The organism is Thermodesulfobacteriota bacterium, assembly GCA_039028315.1.
GTDB lineage: Bacteria > Desulfobacterota_D > UBA1144 > Nemesobacterales > UBA2774 > CR02bin9.
Window position 1 is genome coordinate 1 of the sequence record JBCCIH010000033.1, and the last position, 13,994, is coordinate 13,994.

General features: G+C 38.7%; 15 protein-coding genes. 9 read left to right on the top strand and 6 right to left on the bottom strand.

What is annotated here, in order from left to right:
* Nucleotides 1–65: 65 nt before the first annotated feature.
* Genes AAF462_03555 through AAF462_03570 form a run of 4 tightly spaced genes read right to left on the bottom strand, consistent with a single transcriptional unit; the run spans nucleotide 66 to nucleotide 3,099 of the window.
* Nucleotides 66–662: a TIGR04282 family arsenosugar biosynthesis glycosyltransferase gene (locus AAF462_03555; GenBank protein ID MEM7008188.1), complete on the bottom strand. Its 597-nt coding sequence runs from the start codon at nucleotides 660–662 to the stop codon at nucleotides 66–68.
* Nucleotides 663–679: 17 nt separating this feature from the next.
* The gene (gene arsS / locus AAF462_03560; protein ID MEM7008189.1) at nucleotides 680–1,717 is read right to left on the bottom strand and encodes an arsenosugar biosynthesis radical SAM (seleno)protein ArsS; all 1,038 of its coding nucleotides are present in this window, start codon (nucleotides 1,715–1,717) and stop codon (nucleotides 680–682) included.
* A gap of 40 nt (nucleotides 1,718–1,757) precedes the next feature.
* The gene (locus AAF462_03565) at nucleotides 1,758–2,093 is read right to left on the bottom strand and encodes an arsenosugar biosynthesis-associated peroxidase-like protein (protein MEM7008190.1); all 336 of its coding nucleotides are present in this window, start codon (nucleotides 2,091–2,093) and stop codon (nucleotides 1,758–1,760) included.
* 31 nt (nucleotides 2,094–2,124) lie between these two features.
* A complete protein-coding gene (locus AAF462_03570; protein ID MEM7008191.1) occupies nucleotides 2,125–3,099 on the bottom strand; it encodes a methyltransferase domain-containing protein in 975 nt (324 codons plus the stop codon).
* A 235-nt stretch (nucleotides 3,100–3,334) separates the two neighbouring features.
* On the opposite strand from AAF462_03570, the gene AAF462_03575 reads away from it, so the two are divergent.
* The 8 genes from AAF462_03575 (at nucleotide 3,335) to AAF462_03610 (ending at nucleotide 11,798) form a co-directional block, all read left to right on the top strand.
* Nucleotides 3,335–4,012, top strand: a complete 678-nt coding sequence (locus AAF462_03575) for an HAD family phosphatase (protein MEM7008192.1) — start codon at nucleotides 3,335–3,337, stop codon at nucleotides 4,010–4,012.
* A gap of 18 nt (nucleotides 4,013–4,030) precedes the next feature.
* A complete protein-coding gene (locus AAF462_03580) occupies nucleotides 4,031–5,113 on the top strand; it encodes a sugar phosphate nucleotidyltransferase (GenBank protein ID MEM7008193.1) in 1,083 nt (360 codons plus the stop codon).
* Between the two features lie 110 nt (nucleotides 5,114–5,223).
* Nucleotides 5,224–5,838 (top strand): guanylate kinase, encoded by a 615-nt coding sequence (gene gmk, locus AAF462_03585; protein ID MEM7008194.1) that lies wholly within the window; start codon nucleotides 5,224–5,226, stop codon nucleotides 5,836–5,838.
* A gap of 1 nt (nucleotide 5,839) precedes the next feature.
* Nucleotides 5,840–7,999, top strand: coding sequence for a bifunctional (p)ppGpp synthetase/guanosine-3',5'-bis(diphosphate) 3'-pyrophosphohydrolase (locus tag AAF462_03590; GenBank protein MEM7008195.1), 2,160 nt, complete (start codon nucleotides 5,840–5,842; stop codon nucleotides 7,997–7,999).
* Nucleotides 8,000–8,076: 77 nt separating this feature from the next.
* Entirely contained in the window at nucleotides 8,077–9,012 is a 936-nt protein-coding gene (gene lepB / locus AAF462_03595; GenBank protein ID MEM7008196.1) for a signal peptidase I, read from the top strand.
* Between the two features lie 41 nt (nucleotides 9,013–9,053).
* A complete protein-coding gene (pyrR, locus tag AAF462_03600) occupies nucleotides 9,054–9,587 on the top strand; it encodes a bifunctional pyr operon transcriptional regulator/uracil phosphoribosyltransferase PyrR (protein ID MEM7008197.1) in 534 nt (177 codons plus the stop codon).
* Nucleotide 9,588: 1 nt separating this feature from the next.
* The gene (locus AAF462_03605; protein MEM7008198.1) at nucleotides 9,589–10,518 is read left to right on the top strand and encodes an aspartate carbamoyltransferase catalytic subunit; all 930 of its coding nucleotides are present in this window, start codon (nucleotides 9,589–9,591) and stop codon (nucleotides 10,516–10,518) included.
* On the top strand, nucleotides 10,515–11,798 hold the full coding sequence (locus AAF462_03610) for a dihydroorotase (GenBank protein ID MEM7008199.1): 1,284 nt from the start codon (nucleotides 10,515–10,517) through the stop codon (nucleotides 11,796–11,798). Before AAF462_03605 ends, AAF462_03610 begins: the two co-directional genes overlap by 4 nt.
* Before the next feature lie 4 nt (nucleotides 11,799–11,802).
* Here the strand turns inward: AAF462_03610 and AAF462_03615 are convergent, their stop codons facing one another.
* Both AAF462_03615 and AAF462_03620 read right to left on the bottom strand, forming a co-directional pair.
* Nucleotides 11,803–12,303, bottom strand: coding sequence for a hypothetical protein (locus tag AAF462_03615; GenBank protein ID MEM7008200.1), 501 nt, complete (start codon nucleotides 12,301–12,303; stop codon nucleotides 11,803–11,805).
* Between the two features lie 135 nt (nucleotides 12,304–12,438).
* Complete coding sequence (locus AAF462_03620) at nucleotides 12,439–13,098, bottom strand: class I SAM-dependent methyltransferase (GenBank protein MEM7008201.1); 660 nt, start codon at nucleotides 13,096–13,098, stop codon at nucleotides 12,439–12,441.
* Nucleotides 13,099–13,269: 171 nt separating this feature from the next.
* Here AAF462_03620 and AAF462_03625 point away from each other — a divergent pair.
* A partial coding sequence (locus tag AAF462_03625) for an MFS transporter (protein ID MEM7008202.1) occupies nucleotides 13,270–13,994 on the top strand: 725 nt, incomplete at its 3' end.

Here is a 13,994-nt window from a genome sequence, read left to right on the forward strand (position 1 = left end):
ACTCCGCTAATATATTAACTGCGATTATGTCCTATAATAAGTATTTGTTGCTATAGCTCCAGTGTCTATTTGCCGACTCCCTCTAAATCATCTACGGTGTCAATGTCCTTAAAGGTTTTAAGCAGCTTATATGTTAAGCCAATTTTGTTGATATTTTCTAGAGTCTGATTTAGTACTTTACTTGTGCTCCAATCGATATTCTCAAATAGTTCGGGTCTATGTGCATTTGTTCCAAGTAAATAATACCCACCATCTTCTGCAGGTCCCAAGACAACATCAAAACTACCAAGCAACTCAATTGTTTTAATAATAGTATCTCTTGAAACATCTAAGCAATCACTTCCAATAATTACAACTTTTCCTCTTCCTAATGAGTAGACTTCATCAAATGCGTTTGTGATCCTATCGCCTAAAGTGTTTCCTAGCTGAGGTTTAAATTCAAGATCTTTTTTGCCTAACCACTCTCTTATTTCAGTTTTTTTATCGGGAGGATCGTAGAAAATTATTGTTTTGTAGTTATCAACTGCCATTGTGTTCTCAACAATAGATTGGGCCATATTTGAATAAATCTTGGCAGCCTCGTCATTCCCTATATCTTTTGCTAGTCTAGTTTTTACTTTTCCTGCTTGAGGATATTTTACAAAAATTATAAGAGTTTCCATTTTGATTGAGATAAAACTTATGCAGTAGTTCCGCCGCAGCTGCTACCAGAACCAGCCGTGCATCCAAAACAGTGGGATCCAAAAAGTATTCGTCTACCTACTAGTTTGTTATAGTCAAAATTAAATATCGTCATAGGTCTACCATTTATCACTGAGTCCATATCAAGCATCTGATTAAAATCACAGTCATATATTCTTCCGTCATGACTTACGCTTATTAATGATCGGCACATCACACCCTTAGCGGCATCTGGGTTAAAGGCGTTTACAAGTTTAGTCATGTAATTGTCATAAGCACCCAGTTTTTTTAGCTGGTTTTTAAACCTATTGATTGGCATATTGGTTATCACAAAAAGACTATTGAATTTTATGCCGTATTTTTTATCGAGCTCTCTTTTGAAATCAGCCTCTAGACTCTCTTGAGAAGCAGGCAAGAAGGCGCCGACTGGGTTGTAAACAAAATTCAGTATTAACCCCGTATCTTCGATACCAAAACCCTCTTTGTTGAGCATAAGTATTGACTCTATGCTCTTTTCAAAAACTCCTTTGCCTCTCTGTTTATCTGTAAAATACTCCTGATAATAAGGGAGTGAAGATATGACTTCGACCTTGTTTTGAGCGTAGAACTCAGGCAAGTATGCTTTGCTTTCTCCTGTTACAGGGTTTCCATCCAGCGTAACCGTAAGGTTGTGTCTAACCATTACATGCTTACCAAGTTTTCTTGCCTCTGTTACCAGATAATCAAAATGAGGGTTAAGCTCCGGAGCGCCGCCAGTTATGTCTAGATTTTTAATAGTATTGTTAGAAGCTAGTATTTCAAGACATTTATTGACAGCTTCTAAACTCATCTGCTCCTTTCTTTTTGGTGACGAATCCACATGGCAATGCACGCAGGCCTGATTGCAGAGCTTCGTTATGTTAATCTGAAGAGTTTCAATACTACTCGGAGGTAAATCGATCTTTTCTTCTGATAGCTTCTTATAAAAACTATAAGCAGCTTCATCTATTTTGTCTTCTAATATGTCCTTAGGTCTTAGGACCGTTACTTGCGACATAAATACTCCTATTTTTTTATGTACTTATATATACGAAGATTTATAGAGCTCCGTTTCTTTCAAGCACATTATGCATCTGAATTCCGTGAATTAATGTAATTCCAGCTTCTAGTGATGCGGCAACATGAATAGCTTCAGTCATCTGCTCAGGATCAGCGCCAGTTTCTAAACACTGAGTTGTGTATGCATCGATACAATACGGACACTGCTTCACATGTGATACTGCAAGTGCAATGAGCGCTTTTTCCCTTTTTGTAAGTGCGCCGTCTTCACCTACCGCAGCGTTGTAATAATCAAAGAATTTCTTCATCAATTCTTCGCTGAATTTCCCAACTTCACCAAAACGTTTTAAGTCCTTAGTGTCATAATACTCCATATAAGCCTCCGTAGTGCTTTTTATAACTATATTAACAGCAAGTGTCGCCGTTGCCATTAGTCGCACTAGGAGTACAGGAGGAAACCTCCTGGGATTGCTGATCCGGCTCTAAGATTGTGAACATCCCACTGTAAGGCGCATTAGTTAACTTTTGCGCCGTGTCCGTGCAGACTTCAACTGCCTGGTTTCTTGGAAATACATGGCCTTCTTCATCAATGATTACCTTAAATGGACCGTTGTATAAAGCATGCTGACCGATAAATACACATCCGGCAGTTTTCTCGAATTTATAAGCCCTTACTGAAATTGAGAAAAAATCTACATTTTCAATCGTCTTCCAATGGGTTTTGCCAAGAACTTCAATCCCGTAAAATCCAACTTGTTCAAGATTGGATAAGAACCGATCCTCTGTGAGTGCTCCTGCAATACATTCACCAAGAAGCTCTTTGTTGTCTGTTATGCTTGCCGGAATTTTCTGTGAAGAGATTATGTCAGACACTACTATTCTGCCGTGGTCTTTTAAAATCCTTAGCATCTCACCAAAAACTTTTCTTTTATCGGGGGAAAGGTTGATAACACAGTTTGATGTAATTAAATCCACAGATTTATTATCTATCGGTATCTCTTCTAAAAATCCTTTTCTGAATTCTACATTTTCATAACCTAAGTTAGCTGAAACTTCAGTGATACTTTCAGTTGCAACCTTGAGCATATCATCGGTCATGTCAACCCCAATTACCTTACCTTGCTCGCCTGTCTTTTTAGAAGCAATAAAGCAGTCTATACCAGCGCCTGAGCCCAAATCCACAACTGTTTCTCCTTCTAAGATTCCTGCCAAACTCATAGGGCTTCCGCATCCGTAGAATCTATCTATTACTTCTTTTGGGATATGGCCTATATCTTCGACAGGGCATGTAGTAGGGCAACAAAGGTCTTCTCGGGGCTCTTGTGCGGCCTTACCGTAATATTCCCGCACAAATTCTCTGGTGTCATCGGACTTCTGCATATTTATAGCCTCCCTCGATAATTTTCACTTTTAGAAAATAATGTATTTTAAAAATACTACCTAATATAGTGTTTATTATATAGCTTACGTATCTCATTAAAAATTAGATGTAGCAGCACCACAAAAGATGCATAATAATTATTCAATAATGAAGAGTTTTTTTAGCATACCTGTTTTCATTTAATGAGCTTAATGTAGATTAGTAGCTAGAGCTCTATTAAGAGGACTAATTCATATGTTAAAAGCTATTATTTTTGATTTTGACGGGGTTATTGCGGATACTGAGCCGCTTCATCTAAAGGCGTTTCAGCTCACACTTGCAGATAACGGTATAGATCTAAGTCATCAAGAATATGTTGAAGACTATCTTGCTTATGATGATAAAACGTTTTTTAAAGAGTTATTCAAAAACAAAGAAATAGATCATGACGGGGCCTTGATAGAAGATTATATGGAGCAAAAGTCTCAGCATTTCGAAAGTGTGCTAAGAGGCAATATTATAATACTTGAAGGAGTGCCCGATTTCATAAGAGAAATTAAGGATATATACCCTCTTTCTATTGGCTCAGGTGCACTTAGGGCAGAGATAGTAGAAATATTAAATTACGCAGGATTAATGGAGCATTTTGACATCATAGTGAGTGCGGATGATGTTGAGAACTGTAAGCCTGATCCTGAAGTCTATAATAAAGTTCTAGACCAACTTAATTCTGCTGCAAACTCCGAAATTAAAGCAGGAGAGTGTTTGGTAATAGAAGACTCAATCTCAGGGATCAAGGCTGCGCATCAAGCAGGCATGAAATGTTTGGCAATATCAAACTCTTATTCCGAAAAGGAACTCTCTGACGCTGAACTGGTGGTGAGTTCATTATCGTCAGTATCAGTTTCTAAAATCCAGGAGCTCTTTAAATAAGGCCAGAAAAGAACAAAAATGAAAATAACAGCTCTAATAATGGCAGGCGGCGAGGGTAAGAGGTTTTGGCCGCTCAGCACAAAAACAAACCCGAAGCAGTTCCTATCTCTTGTTGGAGATAAATCTCTTATAAGACAAACTGTGGACAGAATACTACCGCTTATTCCTATAGAAGATATTTATATTGTCACCGGTGAGATGTATGGTGATCAAACGCTCGAGCATATACCAGAGCTTCCAAAAGAAAATTTAATCCTAGAGCCATACGGCAGAAACACAGCTCCTTGCATAGTCTACGGATCGTTAAAGATTCAAAAGAGAAAAGAAGATTCAATTACTGTTGTGCTTCCCGCGGATCATGTAATTGGAGATGATGAGGAATTTAGAAAAGTTCTAAAGTTTGCATATGATACGGCGCAAAAAGAATTGGAAAATGGAGACTACCCATTAATAACTCTGGGCGTTACCCCAACTATGCCTGAGACAGGTTATGGATATATCAAAGCAACAGATGGATTGATTAATTCAGCTGGGAAATATTCTGCCAATGAGGTAGATAAATTTACGGAAAAGCCGGACACCCAAACTGCCGTCAAATTTATTAGTCAGGGCAGCTACTATTGGAATAGCGGAATTTTTATCTGGAAGACCTCTTCGATACTTTCTTCCTTTGCCCAAATTATGCCGGATTGGTATGAATATTTTGAAGAAATATCAAGTAATATTGGGAAGTTGTCTGAAAAGGATGCTGTATGTAAATTTTTCGACAACATCTCTGGCGGCTCTATAGATAAGGTTATCCTTGAACATTCCGAAAACACCGCAGTTATTCCTATTAATTTCCCATGGAGCGATATTGGCAGTTGGTATGCACTGGATGAGTATTTGAGAGGGGGAGCTCAGCAAAACATAGAAAAAGGCAATGTAATTTCGGTCGATTCAGAGCGGTGTATGGTGTTTGGGGGCGAAAAACAAGTTGCATTAGTTGGCGTTTCAGATCTTATTGTTGTTGAATCGCAAGATTCTTTGTTGGTTTTAAATAAAAATAGGTCCCAAGATGTTAAGAAAGTGGTTGAAGAGATAGATAAAAAAAAGAAATAGCTCATCTCCAACCTCCCATATTTATTGAAAAATCTCAATAAATCACCTAAAATTAACTATAAGTATATTATTTCGGTATATTCAATATATAAGGAAAAAGAGAATTTATTATGAGAAAAGGTATTCCATTTATAGTTTCAGGGCCCTCTGGAGGCGGAAAAACAACGCTGGCAAAGAGTATGCTTCATAAATTGGATAATTTAAGGTTTTCGGTTTCTTGCACTACTAGAAAGCCTAGAGAAGACGAAATAGATGGTAAAGACTATAAATTTATTTCCAAAGATGAGTTTGAAGATATGGTGACTAATAATAAATTTGTAGAACACGCGCTTGTTCATGGAAACTACTACGGCACACCGCTTTCCGAATTTGATGCTGCCCAGAAGATCGGCGTTGACCTTCTTTTAGATATTGATGTGCAGGGTGCTGCACAAATAAAGAGAAATTATCCAGATGCTGTATTTTGCTTCGTGTTACCACCTTCGATTGCAATACTAAAAGAGCGTCTAGTAGAAAGAAATAGTAATGGTGAGATTGATATTAACCGAAGGCTTGAAAGGGCAAAAGAAGAAGTGGCCCCCTCAATTTTAGAAGAATATGATTATATTATAATAAATGACGATTTAGACGAAGCGCTGGATGCTATGCACTCAATAATAGTCTCTAAGCGTTGTGAGAGTGAAATAGTGATAAATAAAGTTAAATCTAACTTTTTGAAAGAATAATATGATTAGGCTTAATGACATAATTGATGATGTGAACAAATATCTCCACCTAACCGACAAGGATGTGGAGCTAATTAAGAAAGCATATGTGTATTCTGCAAAAGTTCACTCGGGCCAAAAGCGCAGCTCAGGAGAGCCCTATCTAAGCCACCCACTTGAAGTAAGTGGGATCTTGGCACAAATGAAGCTGGATATTTCCTCAATTATTACAGGTCTTCTTCACGATACGGTTGAAGATACTCTAGCAACGAGTGAAGAAATTGAGACTATGTTCGGAAAGGAAATAGCTTTTTTAGTTGAGGGCGTTACAAAAATTGGCCAGCTTCCTTATACATCCAAGATTGAACGCCAGGCAGAGGGATTTAGAAAACTAATATTGGCAACTGCAAAAGATATTAGGGTGGTCCTCATTAAGCTGGCCGACCGGCTTCACAATATGAGAACTTTGGAGCACCTTGCCAAAGATAAGCAAAAGAGAATCGCAAGCGAAACATTTGATATATACGCACCTTTGGCCCATAGACTCGGTATTAACTGGGTAACCACTGAACTTGAGGATCTTTCTTTTAGGTTCTTAAATGCAGAGGAATATAATAGTATATCAAAGCAGATCACCAAGAAACGAAAGTCGTGGGAAGCACACGTTGAAGAGGCAAAAGTCATTTTGATCGAAAAGCTGTCCGAATTTGATTTAACGCCTGAGATTGCCGGCAGATTTAAACATATCTACGGCATACACAGAAAGATGCAGGATCAAAACCTGGAATTTGAACAGGTATACGATGTTATGGCGTTTCGTTTAATTACCGATTCTTTGAAAGAATGTTATGAGACACTGGGAGCTGTGCATGCATCTTGGAAACCGGTTCCCGGGCGTTTTAAAGATTATATAGCCCTCCCAAAAGGAAATGGCTATCAATCTCTTCATACAACTGTAATAGGGCCATTTAACGAGAGGATGGAGATTCAGATAAGAACAAGGGCCATGCATGAAGTTGCGGAGTCGGGAGTGGCTTCTCATTGGAAATATAAAGAGGGTAAACTCGACGGAGGTGGCACGTATGAGATATATGCAACCCTAAGACAGCTTCTTGAGTGGAAGGATATTCAAGATCCGACAGAATATATGGAGGCCATCAAGGGCGAGCTAATCGCAGATGTGGTTTATGTCTTTACACCCGATGGAGATTTAAAGGAACTACCTACCGGAGCAACCCCAGTTGATTTTGCGTATGCAATTCACACTGAAGTCGGAAATAAGTGTATGAGGGCAAATGTAAACGGCAAATTAGTTCCGCTTAACCATCAGCTTAAAACAGGAGACAATATTGAGATTGTAACATCTAAGGATCAACATCCTAACCGTGATTGGCTTAAGTTTGTAGTTACCTCGGGCGCCAAAACCAAAATCCGTAATTGGCTCAGAAATGAGGAGAGAAAACAATCTGAGATAGTAGGAAAGTCTATTTGCGAGAGAAAATTTAAACAACACGGGCTTGATTTTCAGTCTATGCTCAAAAAAGGTCATTTAGCGAAGGCGCTGTCAGACCTAAAAATCAAAGATGTCAAAGACCTATATCTTGCTGTAGGTTTTGGCAAAATCTCAGCAAACGATATTTTAAAGAAAGCCGCACCAAAAGATAGTCTTGATAGTGAGTCGGATCGGGAAAGAATAGATAAAATTATTAAGACCATTACTAGCTCAAGCGAAGGCGGGGTTTTGATCCGCGGCTATGATGATGTGATGATAAGGTTTGCTAACTGCTGCTCACCTCTTCCGGGTGAAGACATAATCGGCTATATAACCAGGGGAAAGGGAATAACGATTCATAGAAACGATTGTCCAAAGCTTTTGGAAGTGGATCATGAAAGAAGGATAGATGTTGAGTGGGACAGAAAGTTCAGAGGCCCACGCCCGGCCAGAATTTTAGTCACATGCACTGATAAACCAGGCATTCTCTCAAGCATAACAAGCACCTTTACTTCCTCTGAGGTTAATATCTCAAAGGCTGAGATTCACCCTATAGATGTTGAGGATGCTGTTGGAACGTTTGATGTAGTAGTATCTGATCTTTCACAGCTAGAAGATGTGATGCAATCTATTAAAAAAGTAAAAGGCGTAAAGTCTGTTCAGAGAATGAAGGAGATAGAAGCTCTGTAGTTAAAAGCCTGAATTTGTTATGACCTGATAAATCTATTGAAACACAATCGTAAGCCATATATACTCCAGTCCCAATTATGCTAAACATATTCTCTAAAGAACATAAAGCCAGAAAAAAAGCAAACCAACTACTTAAGCAAATAAAACCAGTTCTAGAGAAAAACCGCTCAAATATCTCTCCAGAAGCGGTCAGCATTTTGGATCAAAAAATCGGTAATCTAGAAAGAGTTATCAGCTCTGGGAGCCATGAAGAGCTTGTTCTGGCAACAGATGAGCTTGAGATTGCATCATCTGATTATTTGTCCAAATATACAAAGTCTAAGCTAAGACAAAATATCGAAGCACTTGCTTTTGCAATAATACTTGCTCTTATAATTAGAACCTTTGTCTTTCAGCCCTTTAAAATCCCTTCAGGATCTATGATCCCCAATCTATTAGTAGGAGATCACCTGCTTGTAAATAAATTTGTATACGGCACGAAGATACCATTTACTAACATAGAAGTATTTCCTCTAGAAAAAATTAAAAGGGGTGATGTGATTGTGTTTACTTACCCCAACAATGAAAGTGACCCTTCAAAAAATGGACTCTATTACATAAAACGAGTTATTGGGCTCCCAGGAGATGATATTGACCTTGATGGTAGACAACTAATCGTAAACGGTCAGAGCGTTCCTCTTGATTATATAGGAACGTATTCGGATGAAAGGAATACTCAGCAGTTTGATGAATACGAAGAGGATCTGTTTGGCGAAGAGCACACAGTTATATATAGAAAAGGAAAGGAAAACACAACCAAGGGAAGCTACATTCCTGTTACGAAAGTGCCTAAAGGCTATGTTTTTGTAATGGGTGATAACAGGGACAACAGCCAGGACAGTAGGTTCTGGGGCTTTGTGCCGATAGAGAATATTGCTGGAAAGGCTTTTATAATTCATTGGTCCTGGGACTTTGGAAATCCTGATCTATTAAATAAAGTAAGATGGGATAGAATACTTTCAGGAATAGATTAGTTATAATATGCAAGCTGGATTCTAGAAAGGCATAATGAGCAATGGCTAAAAATGTACTGATGGATTCTGAGACTATTAACCGCGCGATCGTGCGGATTACTTCTGAAATTTTAGAGAAAAATAAAGGCGCTAAAGAGATTGCTGTAATCGGCGTTAGAACAAGAGGAGTACATATAGCCCAGAGAATAGTGGATAGAATCAACAAAGTTGAAAAGATAAAACCGCCAATGGGCACAGTTGATATTACTCTTTACAGAGACGATCTTAGAAGTAAGACTGAGTGGCCAAAAGTTGAGAAAACGGAAATTGATTTTAGTGTTGAAGACAAAGAAGTCATTTTGGTAGATGATGTAATATATACCGGCAGAACTACAAGGGCAGCACTTGAGACAATAATGGATTTTGGCAGGCCTTCTTCTATACAGCTCGTGGTTTTAGTAGATAGAGGCCATAGGGAGTTGCCAATTCAACCGGATTATGTTGGTATTAAAATAGATACATTAATATCAGAGAAAGTTAGAGTGCATTTAAAAGAAACAGACACAACAGACGAAGTAGTAGTGCTTAAGAGCTAAAATGACATTTCAACGAAAACACATTTTGGGGCTTGAGGAGCTTTCGGCAGAGGAAATAACCCTCATACTTGATACCGCCGAATCTATGAAAGAGGTGTCAGAGAGGGATGTTAAAAAGGTTCCCGCACTAAGAGGTGTTACTGTCTGCAATCTGTTCTATGAACCAAGCACAAGAACAAGGTCCTCATTTGAAATAGCAGAGAAAAGACTAAGCGCTGATGTTCTAAATTTCACTTCCTCACATAGCAGCGTAACCAAAGGAGAGACTCTTTTAGACACTGCGAGAAACCTTGAGGCTATGGGGGCGAGTGTGATTGTAATAAGACATCCTCTATCAGGAGCGCCATGGCTTTTGGCAAATGAGCTTGATTCCTCAATTATAAATGCAGGAGATGGATCACATGAGCATCCAAGCCAAGCACTATTAGATTTATTCACTATTAGAGAAATCAAAGGAAAGATAAAAGGATTAAAAGTTGTTATTGCTGGGGACATACTTCACAGCAGGGTAGCAAGATCTAACATCTGGGGACTTTCGAAACTAGGAGCCGAGGTAAGGGTAGTCGGACCGCCAACATTAATACCCAAATATCTAAAGCAGACAAAGGCTAAAACGTTCTACAACTTAGATAAAGCGATTGAAGGAGCAGATGTTGTAATGATGCTCAGGATTCAAATGGAGCGTCAGGACTCAGAGTATTTCCCTTCCTTAAGAGAGTACTCAAGATTTTTCGGGCTTAAGCGAGACAAATTGAAAAAAGCAAAAAAGAACGTAACAGTTATGCATCCGGGCCCTATCAACCGAGGTATTGAATTATCCTCGGATATTGCAGATGACGCAGGCTCAGTAATATTAGATCAGGTATCAAACGGAATCGCAGTCAGAATGGCAATGTTTTATCTAGTAGCATCAGCAAGGAGAAATCAGTGAGCATACTCATTAAAGGCGGGAGGATCATTGATCCCTCTCAAAAGATGGATGAAAAAGCTAATATTCTTATTGAAAACGGCAAAGTAAAATCATTTCCTAAAACCACTAAAAAATTAGAGCAGGACAAAAAAGTTAAAGTAATAAATGCAAAAGGAAAGGTAGTCTCACCGGGTTTTGTAGATATACATGTACACCTTCGTGAGCCTGGATTTGAACACAAAGAAACTATCAGCTCAGGCTGCAAGTCTGCTGCCGCAGGCGGCTTTACAACCATAGTGTGTATGCCCAACACTAACCCTATAAACGATAACGCATCTGTTACTGAATACATCATGTTAAAAGCCAGAACAGAAGGGATTGTAAATGTGTTCCCAATTGGAGCAATCACAAAGGGAGAGAAGGGTGAGTCGCTTGCACAGATTGGTGAGATGTACGAGGCAGGGTGTGTTGGTGTGTCAGATGATGGAGTTCCGGTTATGAACTCTAAAGTTCTGCGGCATGCCATGGAGTACGTTCAGGCATTCGATATACCAGTGATATCTCATGCTGAGGATATAAATCTTTCAGGTGCTGGTGTTATGAATGAGGGAGAGGTATCGACTCAGCTTGGGCTCGCCGGAATACCGTGCGCATCTGAAGATATAATAGTTTCAAGAGATATAACAGTTGCAGAACTAACCGGGGCAAGGCTTCATATATGCCACGTGTCTTCTGCAGGGTCAGTAAGGCTTATCAAAGCTGCAAAGAAAAGGGGAGTTAAAGTAACCGCTGAGGCAACGCCCCATCATTTCACACTCACCGATGAAGCGGTTAATCAATACAACACTAATGCTAAGATGAACCCTCCTCTAAGAACAGAGAAGGATAGGCTGGCAGTAATTCAAGGTCTTAAGGACGACACTCTAGATGCTATTGCTACAGATCATGCCCCGCACAGCGAGGATGAGAAAAAAGTAGAGTTTGATCTTGCGCCATTTGGAATAATTGGTCTTGAGACTTGTCTTCCACTATCTCTTAAGCTTGTTGAAGACAAAGTTCTTAGCCTTAATAAAATGATTAGCAAAATGACCAATATTCCTTCAGACATACTTAAACTAGGAAAAGGAACTTTAGCAGTAGGTAGTGCTGCGGACGTGGTGATTTTTGATCCGGACAAAGAGATAACTGTAGATACGGATATGATTCATTCCAAATCTACGAATAGCCCGTTTATTGGCTGGAATTTAAAAGGAAAGGTTGAACATACACTGGTAAATGGAAAAGTAGTTTTCTCTGCCTAGATGATTAATTCTTCTCCACGTAGCAAACTTCTGGATATTTCTTGCTTATAGAATTCCAAAATTCAGTAGACACCTCATCCAGTTCATACTCAGGGTTTACCTCTACCTGTCCTGTCTCAAGGTTTATCTCAACCATAGGTTTATCATCATCGGTAAGTAGTACGAACTCTTTTGGTCCAATGGCTTTATAGCTTGTTGCAATCTTTTGCTCAGGGTTTATATCAATGCCAACAGTGGGTTCCAGGTGAATTTCAGTATCAGATTCGTCTTCGAAAAAAACTATATCCTCTTTGAGGTCAGGCGCTAGAGTAACTTTGGGAGTAGGTTGGACTTGTTTAACTAAATTAGGCTTATCGGGAACATCTTCTCTTCCTTGAACTAGCGTGTTTTGGGTATTAATCGAGCCTGATTCAATATTTATAACGATATATTTGCCTTCGTACAACAGATAGGAAGAGATTCCAAGTAAAACAGCTAGTATTAGTATTAGACTATATCTAATCATAATCGTCTCCTACGCTATATTTTTTACCCCAAAACTCATATTTAGAAGTATACTGAGAGGCAGTCAATTTTCTTGTTTATTTTTGTATCTTGGGAACTTTTTTTCGAGGAAGGGTGGTACTGTTGACGCATGAATCTATAGTTCAACTCTAAATATTGCAACTGTCCCTGTTACTTGAATTTCTGTTTTTGAAAATCGATCTTTTAACCCCTTCTCTAAGGTGTCTAAATCGTCATCAAGGTTAGTGAATATTTTGCGTTTATTATATTTTTTCATAAACCAATTTGTGAGCCAATTCTTCTCTACTCCTATGTTCAATATAGTAGAGCCGAATATAACACCTTTAGGGTTGAGTAGCTTTTTTAAATGATCAAATACAACAAGCTTAGTATCCATAGTGCCCGGCAGGCAATGTATTACAGCATTTAGTCCGATTGAATCAAATTTACCTATATCTAGTTCTATTGGCTCAAGTATATTTGCTCTATATGTCTCTGGATTATATTGCGACATTCTTTGAGCAGTATGCTCTAAACAGTTCGGGTTTAAGTCCATTAGCGCAAGCCTTGGGCTGCCCGTAGGAAATACTGTTTTTTCCAGATAAAATCCTGATCCCACGCCAACTTCTAAGTGATTTGAAGTAATATTTGCATTATATAAACGGAGTCTGCTGCCAATTGGACTCTTCCAAACATAGGGCACGATGAGTCTAATGATTAAAAAGTCATAGAAGCCCAGCATCTTAGGAGTGTATAAAGCTTGTCCTGCATCAACTTGTTCTTTTGTAACATTCAATGGTTTAATTCCTTATTAATCCTAACAAAACACTTACGATCAAGCAAATAACTAATATTAGCAATTTATATATACATCAAAATAAATACGAGTTTAGTATTCAAAGTTGTTTTTCTTATTTGTTTTCTTAGTTAAGTTTATAGCTCTATTCAAGGAGCGGCTAGTACAAAGTTGAATACTTCAGTAAATAACGCAGATAATATGCAAAGGCCTCTATTTAATAGGGATTTCATACTTATTACGCTTTCTTCTTTTGTATTTTTCTTTAATTTCCACTCTTTTATTTTGCTTCCCATAAGAATTGAAGATCTGGGCGGAAGTGAATCCAGAATTGGTTTCATCATGGGCATGGCGGCTATGGCCACTATACTTACTACTCCTGCTGTAGGAATGGCAATAGATCGTTTTGGTAAAAAGTGGTTCTTGGCTGCTGGAGGGATTTTAATGTCCGTTACTACGCTTCCCTTTGCCTTTTTAGATACTTTAAATTTTTTGTTTCCGCTTCTTAGGCTCCTACATGGTGCAGCGCTATCGCTTTGTTTCGTTTCAGCCGGAACACTAATAGCTGATGTGTCTTCAGCATCAAAAAGAAGCCAGGCGATAGGATTGTTTGGAATATTTAGTATTATCAATTTCGCTCTAGCTCCATCTGTGGGCAAGTTCTTTGTTGAATACTTTGGGTTTAGAGAATTTTTTATATTTGTTTTCTTTTTTGGATTGGCTTCTTTTGTCGTTGCACTATTCATTAAAGAACCCAAGAGGCTAGAAATCGACGGGAGCAGAAAAAATTACTTGTCTTTAGTCCTTCATGAAGGAGTCCTCCTTGCGGCCTCAGCGCTCTTTGTTGCGGGAATGGGATTTGTAACAGTAATCAGCTTTGTCCCGGTTTTTGCTGG